The following is a 21484-nucleotide window of genomic DNA, read 5'->3' on the forward strand; positions in this document are numbered from 1 at the left end:
TGATGTCCTGCTGAGCAGGATGCGCTGAAAGATCTTTCAACAACGCTAATTGCCATAGCGGACTGGGTGGGTTATGCGGGATTATGCCGCAACCTTCGCTAATTTTGAAGGATAACTCATTCCCACCCTGTAGTGTATTTAAAGGTTTTACTGACGTTGGTGCTGGCACTGGGTTGGCTGCCGCTTTCCGCGCAGATAGGGGGGCAGCAGTTCTCCGATGCCCGCGCCGGCTACCAGCTTACCTACCCGGCGGGCTGGTGGGTGCAGGAGGAAGCCGCCTGGGGCCATATCACCTTTTATACCGGCGAAACCCGGCGCCAGGCTCCGGCCTGGGTACAGCTGGCCATCAGCCCGGTGCCCCCTAGCCGTAAGGACCTCGATTTGCTGAAGACCGGGGAGCCGGACTCCCTTTGGGGCGCGCTCCGCCGGCTGCCACAGGTGCGCATCCTCAGCCTCGAACAGGCCGATGCCGGCTTCTACCAGGAAGTGCGCTACGAATACACCTACAAAGCTGCTGCGGCCGGGCGGGCCCACGTGCTGGGGCGGCGCCTCTGGCGCAACGGCTACGAATACCGGCTGGAGTGTCAGGTGGCCAGCGCCGCCGATGCCCGCCGCCTGGCCGAAGGCCGGCAGCTGGTAAATTCGTTTGCCCTCACCGGCAAGGGCCTGCCCAGCCGCCGCTACACCGACCAGGGCTGCGACGACAAGATGTACGGCATTGCGGCCCTGCGCGTGCACGACGACCTATGGGAAGACGACTGCCGCACGATTCACGAGTTTTCGGTGGAAGACCCCACCCAGCCACCCGTGGTGCACAGCCGGGTGCTGCCGTTTCAGTCGTATGCCCTGGCCAAAGGGTTCGACAATTGCCTGTACTCCGTGACCAAGGCGCCAACCGACGCTCCGGAGTACGTGTACCGCTACGACCCCGCCACCCGCCAGGGCCGCTACACTCCGTGGCGGCTGCCGGCCCAGGGCGGGGACAACGTATGGATTTCGGCCGCCACCGACGCGCGCGGCGACCTGTACTTCATTACTTCTGATGCCGGCAAGCTGGTGAAAGTCAGCCCTACTGCAAACACCGTGACGACGGTGTGGACCGCCGACCCCGTGCGCCAGGCCCGGTACTACCCGGCCATTGGCTTTGCCGGCGCGGGCACGCACGCCAACTTCTGCCTCGACGAAAACAACACGCTCTACCAGGTGTACAGCACCAACGGCACCCTGCTGGCCGTGGACCTGCCCACCAGCCGGCCCTGGGCCGACCTGCTGCCGGTAGACGGCCTGCCCAGCAAAGGCGGCTACAGCGACGTAGTGCTGCAGCTGGATGCCGAGGGCAACCGCGTGTTCTACCTGGCCGGCCCCAAGGCCCTGTACCTGGTTGACTTCGAAAAGCGCAAGGCCACCAAGGTAAGGCGGGGCGTGTACACCGACCTGGCCGGCTGCAACGTGCTGCGGGAAGCGGGCCGCATCCGGGCGGCCCCGGCCCTGCCAGCCACGGCCAGCTGGCGCGGGCGGGTGCTCGATGCCACCACGTTCCGGCCCTTGCCCGAAGCCCGCCTGCACCTCACGGGCCCGGCTACCGACACCACCCTCACGGTTTCAGCGCAGGGCACGTTTGCCGGCGTGGGCGGCCCCGGCCAGCGCTACCGGGCGCGGGTGCAGCTGCCCGGCTACCTGGCCGTGGATACCACCTACACCCTGGCGCCGGGGCCGCACGTGCGCGACGTGCTGCTGCAGCCGCTGGCCCTGGGCTCCGTGCTGCGCCTGGATAAGGTGCAGTTTGAGCAGGGCAAGGCGGTGCTGCTGACCTCGTCCGGCCCCGACCTCGACCGGCTGCTGACGCTGCTGACTGCCAACCCTAAGCTCACCATCGAGCTGCGCGGCCACACCGACAACGTGGGCGACCCGCAGAAAAACGTGCTCCTGAGTGAGCAGCGGGTAGAGGTGGTGAAGGCGTACCTGGTAAGCCACGGCGTGGCGGCGGAGCGCATCACCGGCCTCGGGCTGGGCGGTGCCGAGCCCCGTGCCGCCAACGACCAGGAAACCACCCGCCGCCTCAACCGCCGCGTGGAGTTCCGTATCACGGGAGGGAAGTAAAGGACGGCTAATAAAGCTACGCCAGCGGCCGAGCCACTGGGAGAAACGCCGACCGGTCGCGGACGAAGGCGGCAATCCAGACCAGGGCCAGGATAACGGCGGGAGTAACCACGCTGCGGCCGTGGGAAAGGTCGGTGGCAATGGCGCCGGCAAAGTAGCTGGTGAGCAGCAGCAAGCCCAGCTTCATGGTGCGCGGGTAGAGGAACAGAGCCGTGAATACCAGCTCCATCAGCCCCAGCATCTTGACATACTCGGCCACGCCGGTTTCGGCCATGGCTTTCTGGATTTCCGGGCCGCCGATAAGTTTCATGATGCCGCTGGCCGTAATCAGCAGCGCAGGGACGGCCGTGAGCAGGCCGGGCAGGAGGTATTTCTTGTTGAATGCCATGTCAGTACACCTTGAGAATGAAGGATGAGCAAGCGGCCGTCGGTGGCGGCCTGCCGGGGTAAAGGTGCTGGCCTGGTGGTATGTTCCGGATAGCGGTTTCCCAAAGGATACCGGTATGCTGCGGGGTACTCACCTGATTTCTAACGACCTTTGTCCCATGACTTTTCCTTCCTCCGCGCCTTCCCACGCCGCATGCACCGGCGCCATGCGCTCCGTGCGCGACTCCCTCGATTTGCTCGGCGGCAAGTGGAAGCTGCCCATCATTGTGGGGTTAAGCGGCGGCCCGCAGCGCTTCAAGCAGCTCCAGCGCGAGGTAGCGGGCATCACGGCCAAAATGCTCAGCAAGGAGCTGAAGGAGCTGGAAATAAACGGCCTGATTACCCGCCACGTGCAGGCCGACGCGGCGCCCGTGGCCGTGACGTACACCCTGGCGGCCTACGGCCGCACGCTGTTTCCCGTCATCGAAGCCCTGCACGCGTGGGGCCAGCTGCACCGCGCCCACATCATGCACGCGGGCGAAGCAGTGGCGGCGTAAGGGGCTGGTACCAGTCGTGGTGCGCTTCAGACGTCGACTGCCGCTTAAGCATTCAGGCTGAACTCGGATTAGGGGGCTAACGGAGTGAGGTTATAAGAATTCAGGAGCTTATCGAAACGGGCGGGCCAAGTCATTGCCCCGCAGCTATAGTAATACCGTTGGCCGTTAACAGCTTTCTAAATGATGAAGACCAGTTGTACTGGTCCCAGTCTTTCTGCTTTTCTGTCAGCAAGCGTTGAAGCTCAGGCTTGAGAGCCGGATCATTGTAGGCAAGCGCTGCCTGAGTGAGATGGAACATGTTAAAGGCGCTGTTGGGGCCCTGCAGCCGGGTCATAATAGCTGGTTTACAGACCTGTATACGCTTGCTCTGGACATAGTCAAGAAACTTTTCCAAGGCCAGAAAGTCTGCTGTTAACACATTGTAGTTACATATAGCGGGTATGGCAGCAGCATTGTACCGTTCCAAGTGGTGTAGCATTAGAGGTATTATTTCACTGTCAAATCGATAATCCGAACTGGGGTCATCCTCGCTGTACGGCACCGAACTCAGCATACCCTTGGCAAAGGCTTGGGCGGCAGCTTCCGGCTGCGCGGCACTCGTTGCCTGTACGGCCGGTACCAGCATCATCTTGTCGGTTACCCATAAATCCAGCAGAATATCGTGGTATACCGGATTATTGGTCTCCGTTAATACAACCACTAGCTTGGCAGGCCTCGGAACCGGCTGGTGCTGATACAGCCCGCGGATAAACGCGGCCGACCGCTCATCCTGGTAGCTCGCTAGGGCCCGGTAGTAGTCAGACAGGTAGAAGGAAGCATTCAGGTTGTCCTTTCCGGCAAACACCTGCAGATCTACACTGGTCAGCAGTGGCCAGAAGGCGCTGTCAGGAAACCTGGTAATTCCGGCAAATGCGGAGAATCCAGCTTGCTGCAGGAGAGCAACATCTTCAGGACGGTGGTATTCGGCCAAAGCGGTCAGGGCCGTGGAAGATGAATCCTGCTGGTAGATTGTCTTAATGATCTGATAACGGCGAGGATTAGCCGCGTTGCGCTTTAGGGCGTAGTCTGCTAGGCGGTGCCGGGGATGGTGATACAACAGAATGCTGTCGAGCTGGGCCAGTTGTCCAGCATAGAACACGGAATCGGGGTGGGTACGGGCCTGCCGCAACCCGTAATTCACCACCCGGAAGTAGAACTCACTGGCCAGTTCATTGTTGCCGCCAATACAGCCATGCATGGTCTTGACTTTGCGAGGATGCTGTAAGAAATATGTGAACAAGGTTGGCAGCCCAGCGTACTGCCGGTCGGCCAGGGCCCACCCGGCATAACCCCTGACCACGGCATTGTGGTGCCTGGTAAGGCGCAGCAGTACCTCCAGGCTGGCACTATCTCTCAGGGCTATAAAATCATGGTACTGCTCAGGCGTAACGGCGGCATAGCCAACAAACTCGCTCTTCAGTTCATTCTTTTGCTTAATCTTGCTTACCAAGCGCTGTATTCCGCTTGGTAGCTGCTGCGCCAACGCAGGGAAGCCGGTAAACGCCAGTAGAATGGCCAGTGCCCAAGAGTATATTTTCATGCTATAGCTGGGAAACAAGAATTATACATCGAATCCTGCGCTCATCAAATATAGCTTATGCCCACAACAACCCTCAAGCTCCCCGAACTCTCCCTGGTCCTGCTCATCGGTACTTCCGGCGCCGGCAAATCCACGTTTGCGCGGCGGCTGTTCCAAGCCACTGAAATCGTGTCGTCGGACCAGTGCCGGGCGCTGGTGGCCGATGATGAAAACGACCAGTCGGCCACGCCGGAGGCTTTTGCGCTGCTGCACTACCTGGTAGGGTTGCGCCTCAAGCGCGGCCTGCTCACGGTAATTGACGCCACCAACGTGCAGCCCGAGGCCCGCAAAACCCTCGTGCAGCTAGCCCGCGACTACCACGTGCTGCCCACTGCCATCATCCTTGACGTGCCCGACCGCCTGGCCGAGGACCGCAACCGCCAGCGCACCGAGCGCCAGCACCTGGGCCGCCACGTGGTACCCCAGCAGCGCCAGCAGCTGCGCCGCTCCCTCAAAACGCTCAAACAGGAAGGCTTCCGCCACATCTTCCACCTGCGCGGGGCCGAGGAAATCGACGCGGTACAGACCATTGTGCGCGACCCGCTCTACAGCAACCGCAAGCAGGACACCGGCCCCTTCGACATCATCGGCGACGTGCACGGCTGTTACCAGGAGCTGGTGCTACTGCTCGCGGAGCTGGGCTACACGGTGGAGGAAGAGTCTGTGACAGATGTGCGCGACTTGGGCGTACGGGTAACGGCGCCAACCGGCCGCCGTGCGTTGTTTCTGGGTGATTTGGTGGACCGGGGCCCTACCTCGCCGCAGGTGTTGCGGCTGGTAATGAGCATGGTGCAGGGCGGTCAGGCGCTGTGCGTGCCCGGCAACCACGACATCAAACTGCTGCGCTACCTCAACGGCAAACAGGTCAACGAAAAGCACGGCTTTGCCGAAACGGTAGCCCAACTGGCCCTGGAATCCGACACGTTCAAAAACCAGGTGCGCCAGTTTCTGGATGGACTGGTGAGCCACTACGTGCTGGATAAGGGCAAGCTGGTGGTAGCCCACGCGGGCATGCGGGAGGAAATGCAGGGCCGCGGCTCGGGCGCCGTGCGGGCCTTTGCGCTGTTCGGCGAAACTACCGGCGAAATCGACGAGTTCGGGCTGCCGGTGCGCTACAACTGGGCCTCCGAGTACCGCGGGCGGGCCATGGTGGTGTACGGCCACACGCCCGTACCCGACGCCGAATGGCTCAACAACACCATCGACATTGACACCGGCTGCGTGTTCGGGGGCCGCCTCACCGCCCTGCGCTACCCTGAGCGGGAGCTGGTTTCGGTGCCCGCCCGGCAGGTGTACTGTGAGCCGGTGCGCCCGCTCGACTACCTGCGCCAACAGCACGAGCTAAGCACTATGCTCGAGGCACCAAGCACTACTCTCTCCGCCCAGCAAGCCCACGACGACCTGCTCGATATCCAGGACGTGACGGGCAAGCAGATCATCAAGACGCGGCTGCTACCCTCCGTCACCATTCGGGAGGAAAACGCGGTGGCGGCGCTGGAAGTGATGAGTCGGTTTGCCCTCAACCCGAAGTGGCTGCTGTATCTGCCGCCCACCATGAGCCCGTCGGAAACCTCGGCGCTGCCCGATATGCTGGAGCACCCGGCCGAAGCCTTCGACTACTTCCGCCGCCAGGGTCTGGAGCGGGTGGTGTGCGAGGAAAAGCACATGGGCAGCCGCGTAGTGGTGGTTTTGGCCAGGGACGAGGACGCTGCGCGCCGCCGCTTCGGGGTGGTAGGCGAGGGGCCGGGCAAGGTGTACACCCGCACCGGCCGCAACTTCTTTAACGACCCGAACCTGGAAGCCGCCTTCCTCGCCCGGCTGCAGGATGCCCTCACGGCCAGCGGCTTCTGGGAGCGGTTCAGCACTGACTGGCTGTGCCTCGATGCCGAGCTGCTGCCGTGGTCAGCCAAGGCCCAGGAGCTGATCAAAAACCAGTACGCCGCCGTGGCGGCCGCTGCCAATGCCGCGCTGCCCGAAGCGGCGGCCGTGCTAGCCCAGGCCACCGCCCGCGGCCTCGATGGGGTAGAGGCGCTGCTGGCCCGCACCACTGCCCGCCAAAGCGCCGCCCAGCACTACGCCGAAGCCTACCGCCGCTACTGCTGGCCCGTGGATAGCCTCGCCGATCTGCGCCTGGCCCCGTTCCACCTGCTCGCCACCGAGGGCCGTACCTACTTCGACAAGGACCACGCCTGGCACATGGAAACCCTGCGCGCCATCTGCCTGGCCGATGAAGGCCTGCTCCGGGCCACACCCTACCGCGTAGTGCATCTCCAGGATATTACCGACGTGGAAGCCGCTACCCAGTGGTGGCTGGACCTCACCGCGGCTGGGGGCGAAGGCATGGTGGTGAAGCCCTACGACTTCATCCCGAGCGGCCAGAAAACGCTGGTACAGCCCGCCCTCAAGTGCCGCGGCCGCGAGTACCTGCGCATCATCTACGGCCCCGACTACCTGCTGCCCGGCAACCTGGAGCGCCTGCGCGAGCGAAACGTGAAGTCCAAGCGCAACCTCGCCCTGCGCGAGTTTACCCTCGGGGTGGAAGGCCTGGAGCGGTTCGTGGCCGGTGCCCCGCTGCGGGAGGTACACCAGTGCGTGTTCGGCGTGCTGGCCCTAGAAAGCGAGGCGGTGGACCCGCGGTTGTAATAAAAAAGAAACGATATAGTATGAAAAAATTTCTGTTGGGTTTAAGCCTGTTGGGGCTGTTAGTTATGCTCCCAATAGGTTTGAACTGGTATCAGTCATCTTCTGGCATTAAACTACGCAACCAGTACTATTCATCACCACCAAAATTACAGAAGCTATTGAAACGTTTTCAGCGTTTACATATAGAGTATGCAGAAGAACCACCCGCGCTTCCACTAATATATGAGCGGCCGGAGGGCGGAGATTTTTCTATCGCATTATCAGAAAAGCCGTTGGGTTTGCTTAAAAAACAAGTGTTGTTGCGCAACCCATTTGCAGCGGCTTCTTATCCATTATCGTTTTCTGTGATTTATCGGGGAAATCTGATTGTGCTGTTTGAGCCGGGGCACTTTGCATGCTACCGTCTGCCCGAACTGACCAGAAATCTGCTATTAGAGAAACAATTGAATACCCAAAATTTCGCGTACCACTGGGTGTTGAATGGTCGGTTAGTTGCGTTGTCCGGTAGCCGAAGCATTATATTTTCTGAAAGTAGCGGCTGGCAGCCCTATATGGGGCCGATGCCGCTTAGTAAGCAGCCTAAGCTATTTGAAGATGCCCGCTACATTATCAGTGCAAGGTGCAATGGTGAGTGGGGCGGTGAAGTATATTTTTATGATAAAGAGAGCCAGCTTTATTATATAGCGGAGGCTACATGCGCCAATTCTATTGTGAAGCAGGGTAATGCGTATATCGTTGTTGCTTCATTGGCGCATATGGATGGTTCTTCAGCCGTGCAGCTAATTAACGATCCTAGGCTATTGACGCGTTGGGTCGGAAAAATCAAGCCACAAGACCGCGATTTTACTAAGAGTAGTGAGACCAAGTTAGGTCACGGAAAAACACTGATTGATTGTCGGGAGTTGATGCTGCTAGCTGGCTTCAGACTTGGTCAACAGAACGTCTACCTAGTTAACTGGCGAGAAACAAGCTTTTTAGCCACTTGGCAAAACGGGACGTTCTATGCTGTTGATCCATTATTTCATGATGGATTGTTTGCCTTTAATCCTTTGACTACAGCATACGAGTCGGATGTTGTCCTGATGAATATTGATTCCCCGGAAGAAGTAGAGACATCCTGCCTTCTGTTCACTGGTAAGCAAGCAATCAAAATCAATTGGAGCGAAAAAACGGTTTCAAAGGAGTATTCCACTTATCAAATAAAAGTAACAGGTAGCATTACAGAAGCTGAAGAATTACAGTTCGTCGATTCTTTAGAAGTACAGGCCACAGAGTAAACAAGTAAATCTTCACTTCCCGCCCGTACTCTTCTCCCGCGCCCCTTTGAACTCCGAGCCTTCGCGCCACTTTGGAAACGTGGTTTCACTCGCCAGGCGCTGGCCCACGCGGAAGTAGAGCTGGGCGTCCTGGGCAATGCCGGTCAGGTTCCAACTGGGGTCGAATTGGTCGGCGGGCTTGTGGTACATGTTGGTGGTGTAGTTCTGGCGATGCTGGGCAATGGTGGCCTTGCCGCCGGTGCGGCTCTCGAAGCCGCCGCTGGCATAGAGCGAGGGCACGCCCACGTGGGCGAAGTTGAAGTGGTCGGAGCGGTAGAACATGCCGGTTTCGGGCGTCTGGTCGGGCAGCAGGTAGCGGTCCTGCGCCTTGGCCGCCGCGCGGGCGTAGTCCTCCAGCTCCGACTGCCCATAGCCGATAACGGTGAGGTCCTTCATCGGGCCGTAGGGCCAGAGCATGTCCATGTTCAGGTCGGCCACGGTTTTGTTGAGCGGGAAGGGCGGGTGCTGGGCGTAGTAAGCCGAGCCCAGCAAACCCTGCTCCTCGGCCGTCACGGCCAGAAACACGATGCTGCGCTCGGGCTTCTGCTTCGCTTGCTGGAAGGCTTCGGCAATGCTGAGCAGGGAAGCCAGACCGGTGCCGTCGTCCACCGCCCCGTTGTAGATGGAGTCGCCGGCAATGGCTTTGCCCACCCCGAAATGGTCCCAGTGAGCTGAGTAGATGATGTACTCATTGGGGCGGGTGGTGCCGGGCAGCACGGCCAGCACATTGCGCGACGTCTTACGGAGCAGCTTGTTTTGGATGCTACCCGTGAGCGTGAGCCCGCCCAGGGGCCGGGGCTTGAAGCCCTTAGTGTTGGCAGCGGCGTAGAGCTTGTCGTAGCTGAGGCCGGCGGCCTGGAACAGCTTTTTGGCCGCATCCAGAGTCAGCCAGCCTTCCAGGGCGCACTTGTCGGCCCCTTTGTTCTCGGTTTGGGCGCGCAGCTTGGGGCCGATGGCCCCGCTCAGCACCACGCTCCAGGGGTAAGCGGCCGGCTTGGTATCGTGCACGATGAGCACCCCGGCGGCCCCGTGGCGGGCAGCTTCCTCGTATTTGTAAGTCCAGCGGCCGTAGTAGGTCATGGCCCGACCCTTGAACAGGGTGGAATCCTGGCTTGCGTTGCCGGGGTCATTCACCAGCACCACCACAGTCTTGCCTTTCACGTCGAGGCCGGCGTAGTCGTTCCAGCCGTACTCGGGGGCCACCACGCCGTAGCCGGCAAACACCAACGGGGAGTTGGTGACTTTCACTTCGGCCTGCTCGCGCTGGGTGAAAGCCACGAAATCGGTCTTGTATTGCAGGCTCAGCGCCTGGCCTTTGCCCTTGATCTGCAGGGTAGAAGAGGGCGTGCCCGTAATTTCCACCAGCGGCACCGACTGGAAAAAAGAGTTAGTCACGCCGCTGTAGTTCATCTCGACGACCCCGGGCTTGAGCCCCAGCTTTGCAAACTGCGCGGCCAGGTAAGTGGTGATGCGCTCCTCCCCGGTTGTGAAGGGCTTGCGTCCCAGCATGCTGTCCGAGGAAACGGCCTGCAGGTACTTGCTGATGCTGGCCGCGCTGATGGCTTCGGCGGGAACTGCCGGCGCGGGTACGGTGGTAGTTTCGGCGGTTGCCGTAGGAGCAGGGGCGGCGGCTGTGGCAACGGGCCGGGTCTGGCAGCTGGTCAGGGACAGGCCAAGCAGAAGGCTGGCGGGCAGTAAGCGAGAAAGCACCATAGAAGCAAAGGGTTAAGGCAGGAAAGCAAGGTAGCAGGTGTCGGCAGAAGAGTTTCTGCCTTATGCCGCAGCCACAATGAAACGGTATAGGATACTACCTCAATGTCATGCTTCATCTGGGGTCCGCGAAGTCGAGGGAGCTCTACCGCTGGCTAATTTAAAGCCTTGCAACGAAGCGTAGAGCTGCTGCGGCTGCGCCTTCGCTCTGCATGACGTTCAGTAGAAAAAGCCGGGTCAGTCTACCGCCTCGCACTCCGACTGCACGTTGGTGAACAGCTGCTCGTACTGCTGCTGCCATTTCCCGGTTGGCTCCACGCGCCGGATAGTTTCGTTCACGCAGTTCCACCAGCCGAAGTTAATCAGCTCCACCTGAGCATGTTCGTGCCAGTTGGGTGCGGCGGATTCCTGTTCAAACCGCGCCTGCAAACTCTCCGGCACGCTGTTGTTCTTTTGCTGCTCCCGCACCAGCTGCTGCCAGCTGGCCATGATTACACTGTCATTTTTCTCCGCCAGGCCCCTTACGTAGGCTTTGCACGCGGCCGGATACGGGGAGTTTACCAGCAGGCTGGGGTTGCTGTAGCCCAGCATGGTTGTTTTGAGGGCGCGGTATTCGTCGTTGAGCTCCTGGAGCTTGAGGCGTCTAAGTTCCTGCCACGTAGCACCCGGCACGGGCTGCAGCCCCTTGATATGGGCCAGCACTTTGGTGTACTCCGCTTCCAGGGTATCCACGCTTAACTTGGCAATATCGGCAGGCTTAAAAACCGGCGCCGAGGTGGTGAGCTGCCCGCCCCGGAGCAGGTCGTAGGTATCGGTGAGCTGCCGGGCGGTGTACTTGCGGCTGTCGTAGCGCCCGGTGAAGGTGCACATTTCCGTGTCCCAATGAAAAGTAGCCAGCGAATCAGCCCCAGACTGGGACGGAGCTGCCGCTGCGCCGCCGGACACGGGCGGCGGGGTGGGCTGCTCGGTAGCAGGGGTATCGGGAGTGCAGGCACCAAGCAGGGCGGGCAGCAGCCAGAGAAGGGGGCGGTAGTTCACAGCAGGAGGCGTTACGGCCGGCGAAGCAGTACGCGGCGGTCAAATATACAGGGTAGAATGAGCGGGCAATATGTACCGAAACCGTGGGCCGGGCCTTTACCTTGCACCTTTGCAACCTACTTTCGCCTTCCCGAACTGCCCGTGTACGCCCGCATCCAGACCGCCCTCACCCAGCTCGAAGCCACCCGCAACATTCGCATTCTGTACGCCTGTGAGTCGGGCAGCCGGGCTTGGGGCTTTCCTTCGCCCGATTCCGACTACGACGTACGCTTTATCTACGCCCATCCAGCCGGCTGGTACCTGACCCTGGACGACGGACCCGACACACTCAACTTTCCCGTAGATGCGGAGCTGGACCTGGCCGGCTGGGAGCTGCGCAAGACGCTGAAACTACTGCGCGGCACCAACGCGGCTCTTTTCGAGTGGCTCCAGTCGCCGGTGGTGTACCGAGAAGCGGCTGGGTTTCGGGCGGCGCTGCAGCCGCTGCTGCCCTTGTGCTGGAACGCCCGCGCCGGCCTGCACCACTACGCCGGCCTGATGCGCCGCGGCGTAACCGACGACCTGACCGGGGAAGACGTGCGCCTGAAACGCTTGTTCTACGCCCTGCGCTCCACGCTGGCCGCCCGCTGGATTCAGCAGCGCCCCGCCGAGGTGCCGCCGATGGAGTTTAGTGCGTTGCGCCAGCTGCTTCCACCGGAGCTGAATGGCAGCGTAGATGAGCTGCTCGCCCGCAAAGCCACCGCCAACGAGAAAACCACCGTGCCGCGCCCGGCCGCTCTGGTGGCGTTTCTGCAGGCCGAGTACGAAACCGCCGTTGCCGCCCGCGACACCCTGCCCGTAGCGCGCCACACTGACCCCACGCCGGAGCTGGATGCGCTGTTCCGGGCCTGGCTGGTAGTAGCTAGACTCAGATATAGCGGTTTCGTGAACGGTGTAGCTGCTTTTACACAAGATACGTACCGCGTTGTATGCAAGCCTATTCTTTGGATTTGCGCCAGCGCGTGGCGCAGGCGCTGGCCGAGCCGGGTGCCCGGCAGGCGCAGGTGGCGGCCCGCTTTTGCGTGAGCCTGGCCTTCGTGGGCAAACTGCTGCGTCGGCAGCGGCACACCGGTTCGCTGGCGGCGCTGCCCGGCCGGGGCGGGCCGCCGCGGTGCCTGGACGCGGCGGCGCAGGCCTGGCTGGTGGTGCAGGTCGGGCGCCAGTCGGACGCGACGCTGGCCGAGTTGCGCGACGCGCTAGCGGCCGACACGGGGCAGCGGGTGAGTGTGGGCGTCATCTGGCGCGTGCTGGACGAGCACGGGCTACGCCGCAAAAAAAGCCTGCACGCCACCGAGCGTGACACGCAACGCGTGCACGAACTGCGGCGTCAGTATGTGGAAACAGTGAGCGCGCGCGGCGACGTGCACCGGTTTTACTTTCTGGACGAGACCGGTCTGCGCCTAGATTACACGCGGCGTTACGCGCGGGCCGTGGGCGGCCGGCGCGCGGGCGGGGCCGTGCCGCTGCGGCGCGGTAAGAGCCTGACGCTGATCGGGGCGCTGGGCGTGCGCGGGCTCAAAGCCGTGCAGGTGCTGGATGGAGCGTTAGACCAGCGCAGATTCGCCTTCTACATCAGCCAAGTGCTGGGTCCGCAACTGCGCCGCGGCGACGTGCTGGTGCTCGACAACCTGCCGGTGCATAAGCTCGGCGGCTTGCAAGAGGAACTGGCCCGGCGCGGCGTCGAGGTGCTGTTTTTGCCGCCCTACTCGCCCGACTTTGCCCCCGTTGAGCAGGCCTGGAGCAAGCTCAAAACCAAGCTCCGTCAGGCCCAAGCCCGTACCCGCCAGGCGCTGGAGCAAGCGTTGCAAACCGCCATCGACTGGATTACCAGCCGCGACGCCAAAGCCTGGTTTAACCACTGCGGCTACCACGTACACCGTTCATGATTCCGCTATAGCTACGTAGTTAACAAAAGTCCGTCATGCTGAGCGGAGCCGAAGCATCTCTCCCGCTTCGTTATAGGGCTATAAGAGGTAGAGATGCTTCGACTCCGCCCAGCATGACGGTCAGTAGTAAAATGTCTCCAGCCGACTCATTATGACCATTTCCGACCTGCGCCGGCGCGGCCTGATTCTCTTCGAGGCCATCAGCGGCAGCCGCGCCTACGGCACCGATTTGCCCCACTCCGATACCGACCTGAAAGGCGTATTTATCCTGCCCGAAACCGAGTTCTACGGCCTCGACTACGTGCCGCAGGTGGCCAACGACACCAACGACGAAGTGTTTTATGAGCTGCGCCGCTTCGTGGAGCTGCTGCTCAAAAGCAACCCCACGGTGCTGGAGCTGCTGGGCACGCCCGCGGATTGCGTGGTGTACCGGCACCCGCTGTTCTCGGCGTTTCGGGCCGAAGATTTCCTCTCGAAGTTGTGCCGCCAGAGCTTTGCCGAGTACGCCGTGGCCCAGATCCGGAAGGCGCGGGGCCTGAACAAGAAAATCAACCACCCCGAGCCGCCCCAGCGCAAATCGGTGCTGGACTTCTGCTACGTGACGGTGGGCGCCGGGGCCCAGCCGGTGGCAGCCTGGCTGGCCCGCCAAGGGTACGAGGCCGCGCAGTGCGGGCTGGCCAACGTAAACCACCTCAATGACTTATACGCGGTGTTCGTGGACGATACCCCGGACCGCCGCTACAACTACCGGGGCCTGGTGCGCGACCCGGAAACCTCCCAGGACGTACTGCTCTCGGCCGTGCCGAAAGGGGAGGATCCGGTGGCGTACCTGAGCTTCAACCGCAACGGCTACAGCACCTACTGCCGGGTGTACCGCGAGTACCAGGAGTGGGAGCAGAAGCGCAACCCCGAGCGGTTCCAGAACACCGTGCAGCACGGCAAAAACTACGACGCCAAGAACATGCTGCACGTGTTCCGGCTCCTGCGCATGGCCGAGGAAATTGCCACGGAAGGGCACATCCACGTGCGCCGCCCCGACCGGGAGTTTCTGCTGCAGATCCGCCGGGGCGAGTTCAGCTACGAAGAGCTGGTGATGGAAGCCGAGGCGCTGGTAGCGCGGGTAGAAGCGGCTTTTGCGGCCTCCGCCCTGCCCGAAGCGCCCGACCAAGCCGCCGCCGAGCAGCTGCTGGTACACACGCGCCGGGCCTGGTACGCGCAGCTGTAGAGCGTGTTTGGGCTTTTATATTTGGGTCATGCTGAGCGGAGTCGAAGCATCTCTACCGCTTTGTCTGAATAGTGTTGCAACGAAGCGGTAGAGTTGCTTCGACTCCGCTCAGCATGACGTTCTAAAGAAGTTTTTTCGAAATCTAAACAAGCTCTTAGTCCCCGAAAAACAGGACCGGCCGCCCCACCCGAAGGCAGAGCGGCCGGAACCGGAAAATGCAATAGGCGCAAGCGGCCGATTAGTGCGTGGTGTAGCGGGTAGAGCGGCGCGTCGTCTGCGCGGGGGCTTTAGCCTTGCGGCGCAGCTGGAAGAAACCGGGCTTCTTGGCTTTCTTGCGGCCTTTGTAGGTTTTGTACACGGGCCGGTGGGTGAAGATGCGGCCTTTCATCTTGGCCTTGGCATAAGCACTGGGGCGGGCAGCCTCAACCGATTGGGAAGCACCACTCACGAACAGCAGCGCGCAAACTAACAGCAGGATCCGGAACATGGGAGAGAGGTAAAAGGATGAAACATGCTTGCCTCCCCTAACCCAAGGACCAGGCCAGAAATTGTGTTAGCCCCCGAATTATGGTATTCCAGCAAGGAAATTTGTGTTCTTTTTAGGCTGGTTAATTCCTTGAAAACCTGATTCTTCCTAGCGAAGCAGATTTTTTTCGTCAGCCTGAAAAAAGTAAGCGTGTGGAATGTGTCTGCCGGTGGCATCAGCTATCAGGTACGCCTATCCCACCGTTATGCTTTCATCGTTACGCCCACTCATCCTGGGGCTGCTGTTGCTGCTGCCCATTTACGTTTCTGCCCAGCAACGCCTGGCCACGGCCCGCCAGCAGAGCTACCTCACCAAGGTTTTCCGCCTGACCGACGCTCAGACGCGCCGCCTTTACGAACACTCGCTCACGGCCGTGCAGGACGCCTACTTCGCCCAGCCCGTCGACTCTTTCCCCACGAGCCAGCCCGACAGCCTGAGCCGGTCTCGGGTGGCGGCCCTGCCGGCCGGCTACTATCTGGTGGCCCACACCGAAGGGCCCGAGCTGGTGTACTGGCTGCACGCCCGCACCGGCCGCCAGCTCACCGTCATCACCAACCAGCAGGATTTGAGCGTGGTGGTGCAGGACAGCCTGGGCCGGCTGCTGCCCGATGCCCGCCTGCTGCTGCCCCGGGGCCGCCCCGTACCCTTCGACGCGGCCACCCAGACCTACCGCCTGGCCGGCCGCACGAGCCGCTCGGGGCTGCTGGCCGTGACGCAGGGCGGGCGCACCACCTTTCACGTGCTGGAGCAGCAGCTGCCGTACCGGGCAGCCGGGCGTAGAAGTCTGAGTTGGCGCGGGGCTTACCAACGGGTGGTGTTCGGGTTTCCGCTGGGGCTCCTCACCCGGCCCGCGCAAAAGCTGTTTCGGGAGCTGCATTACGCTTCCAACATCAGCACTGGCCCCATTGGGCTGCTGCGCTCCATCTTCAACCCCGATGTGCGCGAGGAGCGGCAGGACCGGCGCACCGAGCGGCGGGGCGAAAAGTGGCGGGCCTACGTGGTGCTGAGCAAGCCCCGCTACCGCCCCACGGCCGACACCCTCCGCCTGAAGGCCCGCATCCTGCACCACGCCGGCCGGCCATACCGCCGTCCCCTGGAACTGTACCTGCAGGCCGACCAAGACCGCACCCCGCGCCGCCTGGCTTTGCTCCGGCCCGTGCGGCCCGGTTCCTACGAGTTTGAGCTGGAGCGGCTCGATACCCTGCAGCTGCGCGCCGACCAGTACGTGCGCCTGCGGCTGCAGCAGCCGGGGAAAAACGGCGAAGTCCTGGCGCAAACCTCGTTTCGGCTGGAAGACTACGAGCTCAAAAACACCCGCTACACCCTGCGTCCGGCCGAAGCCACCCACCGGGCCGGTACTACGCAGGCCCTGTACCTGCGGGGGCAGGATGCCAACGAGCTGAACCTGCTCGATGCCCACGTGCGCCTGAGCGTGACGCCCCTGACCGTGGGCCGTTTCCCCGGGCGGCAGTTGTTTGTGCCCGATACGCTTTGGACGCGCGCCCAGCCCCTGGATGCTGCCGGCGAAACCCGCCTCAACCTGCCGCCAAGCGCCCTGCCCGCCGCCAACCTCCGCTACCAGGTGCACGCCGAGTTCCGGAACGCCGACCAGGAGCGCCGCACCCAAACCACCCAGGTGGAATATGCCCTGGAAAGCGGGGAGCTGCAGCTGCTGCTGCGCCAAGACTCGGTGATTGCGCGCTTTCCCGGTGGTGCCCCCGGCCCGGCCCGCCTCGAGACCACCCGCCGCGACCCGGAAAAGGGCCTGGTTTCCACGTTGGAAACCGTGCAACTGCCCCTGGCCCGGCTGGTGGATGCCCGCGCCACCCGCTACCAGCTGACTACCGCTTCCGGCCGCTCGGCTGTGCTGAGCCTGGAGGAAGACAACGCCGGCGTGGTGCTGCGCTCCGACCGCACGGCGGACTCCCTGTACCTGACCGTAGAGAACCCGCGCCGCCTGCCATTCTGGTACTACCTCTACCGCGCCAACGACCTGGTGCGGCGGGAGTATACTTCCGCGCTGAATCTGCACCTGGCCGCGCCTACACCGGAAGTCTGGTACGTGTCGCTGCACTACTTCTGGGGTGGGGAGCTACGCACGGCCGAGTACAACGTGGCGCTGCCCCAGCATCAGCTCACCATCGAAGCCGAGCAGCCCGAGGTGGTATACCCCGGCCAGAAAGTGAGTTTGCGCTACACCGTGCGCGACGGTTCCGGCCGCCCCGTGTCCGGCGCCGACCTCACGGCCTACGCCTACACCAGCAAGTTTGAGGCAGCCTCGGCCCCCAGGTTGCCCGATTTCGAGCCGGCGGTGGTGGGCCGGGTGGCTCGGCGGCGGTTTGCCCTGGGTGCCCGGTTCGAAAATCAGGCCGATGAGCCTACCCGCCGGCCGCTGCCCTGGGGAGCGTGGCGCCAGCGCCTGGGCCTCGACTCCCTGCGCTTCTATCAGTTCCTTTACCCCGAATACGGCACGTTCCATGAGTACCAGCCGGCCCCGGGCGGCATCACCCAGGTGGCGCCGTTTGTGGTGGACTCGGGGCGGGTGCAGCCCACCGTGGCCGTGTACGTGGATGGGCACCCGGTATACGTGGCGGCCGTGAACGGGGACGAGCCGTTTGCCCTGGTGGCCGACAGCGGCTACCATATCATCACCGTGCGCACGCCCACCCAGCGCATCAGTTTGCGGGAAGTGTACCTGCGCCCCCTGCACAAGCTCATCCTCAGCCTCGACCCCAACCACCCGTGCCGGGAGCTGACGGTGGAAACCCCCGGCCCCTTATCGGAAGCGGAGCGGGCGGAATTGGCGCGCTTTCTGGTGCTCATCGACCGCACCAGCTACCAGGAGCAGGTGCTGCTGCGCCAGGGCCGCCGCCTGCAGGTGCTGGGCGCCGGCCGGCCTTCCCTGCCCAACCGACCCTATCAATCCTACTACCGCCAAAACGAGCTGCTGCACGTGGGTGGCCCGTTCCGGCCCGACTCGGTGCTGCTGCGCCGCTCCGACGGGCTATGGCGCAGGTTCCTGCATGAGCCGGGCTACCGCTACACCTTCACCCGGGATTTACTGAAGATGCGCACCGTCTCGGCGGAGCGCCACTCGGACTTGCGCCAAGCCATTCGGTTTCCGCGGCTGCCCTTCGCCGACTTTGCGTACACCGAAGCCGATCTGCGCCCCCGGCCTGCTACATCCTTCTACCAGGGCCCGCAGCCCGAGCCGTTGCTGCCCGTCCCGACCAGCACTCCTGCTGGTCAGGGCCGCCTGGAAGTGCGTTTGCCAATCAGTTCAACGCGCCAGTACTCTTACCCGCGGGTGCTCTACACCTTGCTCACCCAGCCCGCGAAGCCTCCGTTTCGACGCCTGCACCGGCAGCTGCCCACCCCGCTGAACGCTCTGGCTCCCGGCCGCTACCGCCTGGCCTTACTGCTGGCCGACAGCACAGTACTGGCACCCAACGCTGAGGTGCTGATACAAGCCAACGGCACCACCTACGTGCAGCTCGATTCCCTGGATAAGCTTGCTGCCGGCCCGGCCCGCCAGCGTTTGTTGCGCGTGTTGCGAGAGGAAATCCGGGCAAACATACCGCAAGCGTCGGTGTCTGTGCCGGTGATGCCACAAGCGGCCGTAGAGCGCAAGGCGGCAGAAATCCTAGTGCCGCAGCCCGACTGGTACGTGGTGCGGGGTCAGGTAACGGACCACCAAACGGGGGAGGGGCTGCCGGGCGTAACGGTGCTGCTCAAAGGGGCTAATCATGGTACAAGTACCAATTCCGATGGCAGCTTTACTCTGGCCGTACCGCCAAACGGAAGTGTGCTGCGTTTTTCCTTTGTTGGGTTTGCAGCAGTTGAGCGCCGGGTTGATAGCCAGGATATTCAGGTAGCCCTGAAGGAAGATGCCAACCAGCTCAATGAGGTAGTGGTAACTGGCTTTGGGACAACCAAAGTTGACGGAAAGACGCTCACCGTACAAAGTGCCCCGCTGGAACAGGCGCTTGCCGGTAAGGTGGCGGGTATATCTATTGTAACGGTTCCGGGTGGCGGCAGCCGAATCACGCTACGTGGTACTCGCAGCGTAACGGGACAAAACGAGGCCCTGATCATTGTGGATGGGCTGCCCTACACTGGAAAGCTGGATGATCTGCGGCCGGAGGATATTGCCAAGACGAGCGTCCTTAAGGGGGAGTCGGCGGTGGCCATGTATGGCTCCCGGGCCGCTAACGGCGTGCTTATCATCACCACCAAAAATGGCCTGAACGGCCGGCCGGCGGCGGGTATGAAGGACGGCCCCGCGCTGGGCCCCGACGGCCTGCCCGTGTCCGGCACGCGCGACCCACGCCTGGCTTTGCGCCGCCGCTTTTCCGACGTGGGCTGGTGGCGCCCCACCCTCGTCACCGATGCCCGCGGGGAGGCCAGCACCCAGGTCATCATCCCCGACGACATCACCGGCTGGGACACCTTCGTGCTGGCTTCCGACGACCACGCCCGCACCGGCACCTTCACCCAGCGCCTGCGCTCCTTCAAGGCCCTGATGGGCGAGCTGGCGGCCCCGCGCTTCCTGCTCCAGGGCGACCGGCCCCAGGTTATCGGCAAAACCCTCAACTACCTGCCCGATACCGCCCAGGTGACCACCAGCTTCCAGGTGGGAGCGGGGCCGGTGCGCACCCAGCAGCACCGCGTGGCCACGGCCGTGCTCGATACGCTCACCTTCACCGCACCCCTCGATGCCGATTCCGTGGCTGTGCGCTTCAGCCTAACCCAGCCCAACGGCTACCAGGACGGGGAGCTGCGCCAGCTGCCGGTGCTGCCCGTGGGCACCCGCGAGCGGGTGGGCTCCTTTGCCGTGCTCACCGCCGCCGATACCACGCTCACCTTCCCCGCGCGCCCCGAGCTGGGGCCCGTGACGGTGCGTCTGGAAAGCAGCCCGCTGCCCGTGGTATTCGAGGAAATTCGCCACGTGCTGGGCTACGGCTACCTCTGCAACGAGCAGGCGGCCTCCAAGCTGCAGGCGTTGCTGCTGGAGCAGCGCCTGCGCGAAGGGTTGGATCAACCCTTCCGGGGCGGGCGCGACGTGCAGCAGCTTATCCGCCACCTGCTGCGGGGGCGTCACCAGCCCGAGGGGTTGTGGGGCACCTGGCCGGCCTCGCCCGTCAGCGCCTGGGCTACCCTGCACGTGATGGAAGCGTTGCAGCAAGCCGAAAAGCAGGGCTACAAAGTCGCCCTCGACAAAGACCCGCTCCGCCGCTACCTGCTCACCCAGCTCGACGAGGCCTTTGCCGATGCGGCCGTCCGCCAAAACCTGCGTGAATCGGCCCCCGGCGCCTTTTTCCGCTCCCCCGACGACCGAATCCGGCTGCTCCAGCTGCTGCACGGCCTCGGCGCCCAGCCCGATTTTCCGGCCCTGGTGCAGCGCCTGGAGCGGGAGCAGCGCGGCCGCCAGCCCCTCGACCGTTACCTGGCCCTCACCAACCTGCGGCAGCAGCTGGGCATGCCCTACCAGCTCGATACTCTGCGCCGCTACCGCCTCCGCTCCGAGCTGGGCGGGGTGTTTTTTGCCGATACCCTGCGCCCGGGCACCTTTTACCGCCACCTGCTGCCCGACCGCCTGGGCAATACGCTGCTGGCTTACCGCCTGCTGCGGGCCCGTGGTGGGCAGGAGCAGGAGCTGCTGCGCATCCGCACGTACCTGCTGCAGCAGCGCAGCTTTGGCGGCCACTGGGCCAGCACCTACGAGGCCGCCCAGATTCTGGCTACCATCGGCCCCGAGCTGGTGGTGCCGGCCAGCGGCGGTTTGCTGGCCCGGACTCAGCTTAGCGGCAGCCTCACGCAGGAAGTCGGGCAGTTTCCGTTTGAAGCCAAGGTGCCCGCCACCGCCGGACCGCTCACGCTCCGCAAGCAGGGCGGGCTGCCGGTGTACGCCACCGCTTACCAGACCTTCTGGAACCCGGCTCCGGCGGCAGTGGCTACGCCCTTCACCGTGCGCACGCGTCTGGCCGGGCAGGAGGGAACCCGCATTCGGTTGAAAGCCGGCCAGCCCACCGAGCTGGAAGCGACGGTAGACGTGCCGGCCGAGGCCCGCTACGTGCTGCTGGAAGTGCCCATTCCGGCGGGCTGCTCCTACGGGGAGAAAACCACCGGCAACTCCTTCGAAGTACACCGGGAATATCTGCGTCACCAGGTGGGCATCTTCATCGACGTGCTGCCGGTGGGCCGCCACACGTTCCGCATTGCCCTGCAGCCACGCTACCGGGGCCGCTACACCCTCAATCCTGCCAAAGCCGAGCTCATGTATTTCCCCACCCGCTTCGGCCGCTCCGCCAGCAAGCAGGCGCAGATTGATTAACGAAATTGCCGTAATGGTCGTGTCATGCTGAGCGGAGTCGAAGCATCTCTACCTCTGGCTAACTAATCAGCACTGCAACGAAGCGGTAGAGATGCTTCGACTCCGCTCAGCATGACGGTCTGGATG

13 protein-coding genes are annotated in these 21484 nt (G+C 62.9%); 8 read left to right on the plus strand and 5 right to left on the minus strand.

Translation table 11 applies throughout. From position 1 onward, the window contains the following. The first annotated feature begins 159 nt into the window (after nt 1–159). Nucleotides 160–2100 (plus strand): OmpA family protein, encoded by a 1941-nt coding sequence (locus tag LRS06_RS19325; RefSeq protein WP_257873010.1) that lies wholly within the window; start codon nt 160–162, stop codon nt 2098–2100. Nucleotides 2101–2116: 16 nt separating this feature from the next. On the opposite strand, the gene LRS06_RS19330 is transcribed toward LRS06_RS19325, so the two are convergent. Beyond that, on the minus strand, nt 2117–2488 hold the full coding sequence (locus LRS06_RS19330) for a DoxX family protein (RefSeq protein WP_257873011.1): 372 nt from the start codon (nt 2486–2488) through the stop codon (nt 2117–2119). A 157-nt stretch (nt 2489–2645) separates the two neighbouring features. Here LRS06_RS19330 and LRS06_RS19335 point away from each other — a divergent pair, with 157 nt between their 5' ends. Then, complete coding sequence (locus tag LRS06_RS19335; protein ID WP_257873012.1) at nt 2646–3023, plus strand: helix-turn-helix domain-containing protein; 378 nt, start codon at nt 2646–2648, stop codon at nt 3021–3023. Nucleotides 3024–3153: 130 nt separating this feature from the next. On the opposite strand, the gene LRS06_RS19340 is transcribed toward LRS06_RS19335, so the two are convergent. Continuing rightward, the gene (locus tag LRS06_RS19340; protein WP_257873013.1) at nt 3154–4602 is read right to left on the minus strand and encodes a hypothetical protein; all 1449 of its coding nucleotides are present in this window, start codon (nt 4600–4602) and stop codon (nt 3154–3156) included. Nucleotides 4603–4659: 57 nt separating this feature from the next. Between LRS06_RS19340 and LRS06_RS19345 the strand changes: the two genes are divergently transcribed. Both LRS06_RS19345 and LRS06_RS19350 read left to right on the plus strand, forming a co-directional pair. After that, nucleotides 4660–7284, plus strand: coding sequence for a polynucleotide kinase-phosphatase (locus LRS06_RS19345; protein WP_257873014.1), 2625 nt, complete (start codon nt 4660–4662; stop codon nt 7282–7284). Nucleotides 7285–7304: 20 nt separating this feature from the next. Continuing rightward, nucleotides 7305–8561, plus strand: a complete 1257-nt coding sequence (locus LRS06_RS19350; RefSeq protein WP_257873015.1) for a hypothetical protein — start codon at nt 7305–7307, stop codon at nt 8559–8561. A gap of 12 nt (nt 8562–8573) precedes the next feature. On the opposite strand, the gene LRS06_RS19355 is transcribed toward LRS06_RS19350, so the two are convergent. Together LRS06_RS19355 and LRS06_RS19360 are read right to left on the minus strand one after the other, a co-directional pair. After that, on the minus strand, nt 8574–10313 hold the full coding sequence (locus tag LRS06_RS19355; protein WP_257873016.1) for a M28 family metallopeptidase: 1740 nt from the start codon (nt 10311–10313) through the stop codon (nt 8574–8576). 234 nt (nt 10314–10547) lie between these two features. Further along, nucleotides 10548–11348 (minus strand): hypothetical protein, encoded by an 801-nt coding sequence (locus LRS06_RS19360; protein WP_257873017.1) that lies wholly within the window; start codon nt 11346–11348, stop codon nt 10548–10550. Nucleotides 11349–11489: 141 nt separating this feature from the next. Here LRS06_RS19360 and LRS06_RS19365 point away from each other — a divergent pair, with 141 nt between their 5' ends. The 3 genes from LRS06_RS19365 (at nt 11490) to LRS06_RS19375 (ending at nt 14498) form a co-directional block, all read left to right on the plus strand. Further along, on the plus strand, nt 11490–12413 hold the full coding sequence (locus LRS06_RS19365; RefSeq protein WP_257873018.1) for a nucleotidyltransferase domain-containing protein: 924 nt from the start codon (nt 11490–11492) through the stop codon (nt 12411–12413). Continuing rightward, nucleotides 12317–13273: an IS630 family transposase gene (locus LRS06_RS19370; protein ID WP_257870339.1), complete on the plus strand. Its 957-nt coding sequence runs from the start codon at nt 12317–12319 to the stop codon at nt 13271–13273. The genes LRS06_RS19365 and LRS06_RS19370 overlap by 97 nt, the downstream gene beginning before the upstream one ends. Before the next feature lie 151 nt (nt 13274–13424). Continuing rightward, nucleotides 13425–14498 carry a nucleotidyltransferase domain-containing protein gene (locus tag LRS06_RS19375; protein ID WP_257873019.1) on the plus strand — a complete coding sequence of 358 codons (1074 nt, stop codon included), beginning with the start codon at nt 13425–13427 and terminating at the stop codon, nt 14496–14498. Between the two features lie 238 nt (nt 14499–14736). Here LRS06_RS19375 and LRS06_RS19380 read toward each other — a convergent pair whose 3' ends face one another. After that, nucleotides 14737–14985 (minus strand): hypothetical protein, encoded by a 249-nt coding sequence (locus LRS06_RS19380; protein ID WP_257873020.1) that lies wholly within the window; start codon nt 14983–14985, stop codon nt 14737–14739. A gap of 244 nt (nt 14986–15229) precedes the next feature. Here LRS06_RS19380 and LRS06_RS19385 point away from each other — a divergent pair, with 244 nt between their 5' ends. After that, nucleotides 15230–21358 (plus strand): carboxypeptidase-like regulatory domain-containing protein, encoded by a 6129-nt coding sequence (locus LRS06_RS19385; protein ID WP_257873021.1) that lies wholly within the window; start codon nt 15230–15232, stop codon nt 21356–21358. Nucleotides 21359–21484: the final 126 nt, after the last annotated feature.

It is taken from the genome of Hymenobacter sp. J193 (assembly GCF_024700075.1).
GTDB lineage: Bacteria > Bacteroidota > Bacteroidia > Cytophagales > Hymenobacteraceae > Hymenobacter.

Excerpts from the sequence above, each read along its gene's own strand:
- LRS06_RS19340 (WP_257873013.1), bottom strand. The coding sequence starts at position 4,602 with ATGAAAATATACTCTTGGGCACTGGCCATTCTACTGGCGTTTACCGGC.
- LRS06_RS19345 (WP_257873014.1), top strand. The coding sequence starts at position 4,660 with ATGCCCACAACAACCCTCAAGCTCCCCGAACTCTCCCTGGTCCTGCTC.
- LRS06_RS19370 (WP_257870339.1), top strand. The coding sequence starts at position 12,317 with ATGCAAGCCTATTCTTTGGATTTGCGCCAGCGCGTGGCGCAGGCGCTG.
- LRS06_RS19330 (WP_257873011.1), bottom strand. The coding sequence starts at position 2,488 with ATGGCATTCAACAAGAAATACCTCCTGCCCGGCCTGCTCACGGCCGTC.
- LRS06_RS19335 (WP_257873012.1), top strand. The coding sequence starts at position 2,646 with ATGACTTTTCCTTCCTCCGCGCCTTCCCACGCCGCATGCACCGGCGCC.
- LRS06_RS19385 (WP_257873021.1), top strand. The coding sequence starts at position 15,230 with ATGCTTTCATCGTTACGCCCACTCATCCTGGGGCTGCTGTTGCTGCTG.
- LRS06_RS19380 (WP_257873020.1), bottom strand. The coding sequence starts at position 14,985 with ATGTTCCGGATCCTGCTGTTAGTTTGCGCGCTGCTGTTCGTGAGTGGT.
- LRS06_RS19375 (WP_257873019.1), top strand. The coding sequence starts at position 13,425 with ATGACCATTTCCGACCTGCGCCGGCGCGGCCTGATTCTCTTCGAGGCC.
- LRS06_RS19350 (WP_257873015.1), top strand. The coding sequence starts at position 7,305 with ATGAAAAAATTTCTGTTGGGTTTAAGCCTGTTGGGGCTGTTAGTTATG.
- LRS06_RS19355 (WP_257873016.1), bottom strand. The coding sequence starts at position 10,313 with ATGGTGCTTTCTCGCTTACTGCCCGCCAGCCTTCTGCTTGGCCTGTCC.